Here is a 981-nt window from a genome sequence, read left to right on the forward strand (position 1 = left end):
ATTAATTAACCCATGCTCTTTTTAGCTCTTCCTCTTTAGATTTATCATGGAGCCAACGACTTAATTTTTGCAAGCTTCTCAACCCTCTTTTACCTTCTTTGTAGGTCAGTACAAAGTGGTTTCCCGTGCTCATGGGTAAATCACATGGAATGACCATATCACCATTTTCCAAATCCTTGTGAATAGCAAATCGGGGCAATAACGCCATGCCAAGATTGGAGCGCACAGCAGAAATCAACATCGATAAAAGATCAAAACGCGGCCCCATTCGTACTTTAGGGCTATTAACGCCTGATAATGTAAACCAGTCATGCCACGAATCTAAACGAGTTGTTTGATGAAGCAACGTAAGTTCATCCATCAACTGCTCTGCAAGCATCACTTTTTTCTCATCCTGCCACAACATCCGGCTGCAGACAGGCACTAGCTCTTCTTCAAACAAGTGCTCATTTTCAGCCCACGGGCTACAGAAATCCTCACGCATAATTGCCGCATCGTATTTCAAATTTAGAAAATCAGCAGGCGTAGTCAGCGCCACTAAATTGAGGACAATCTCAGGATGCTTCTCATGAAAGTCACTGAGATTTGGAATGAGCCAATGTGTGCTAAATGTTGGTGTAACCGCCAGCTCCAACACTTGCTGAGTTGACTGGTAAGACATAATGCTTTGCGTATCTCTTTCCAGTTGCTCCAATGTATCTCTGACTAAACCAAGATAATAACGACCCGCATCATTGAGGAAAATTCGCTTACGGACATGGTGGAATAATGACACATTAAGTAGCTCCTCCAATGCTGTAATTTGACGGAAAACAGCACTTTGGGTTAACGCTAACTTTTCTGCCGCTCGCGTGTAGCTTTCATATTGAGCAACAGCTTCAAATGTCACTAATAAATCAGTTTTAGGAATTTTACACCGCATTATAGCTCACCCATTATTTCATAAAACACCGATTAAATAGTTGTGTGCACCTGGGCACA

General features: G+C 42.2%; 1 protein-coding gene. It reads right to left on the bottom strand.

Features of this window, described 5'->3' with window-relative positions; all coding sequences use genetic code 11:
- Nucleotide 1 precedes the first annotated feature (1 nt).
- Nucleotides 2–922, bottom strand: a complete 921-nt coding sequence (locus tag V1952_RS22065) for a LysR family transcriptional regulator (protein ID WP_083158314.1) — start codon at nt 920–922, stop codon at nt 2–4.
- Nucleotides 923–981: the final 59 nt, after the last annotated feature.

Source organism: Yersinia sp. 2542 StPb PI (genome assembly GCF_048593855.1).
GTDB classification, from domain to species: Bacteria; Pseudomonadota; Gammaproteobacteria; order Enterobacterales; family Enterobacteriaceae; genus Yersinia; species Yersinia enterocolitica_E.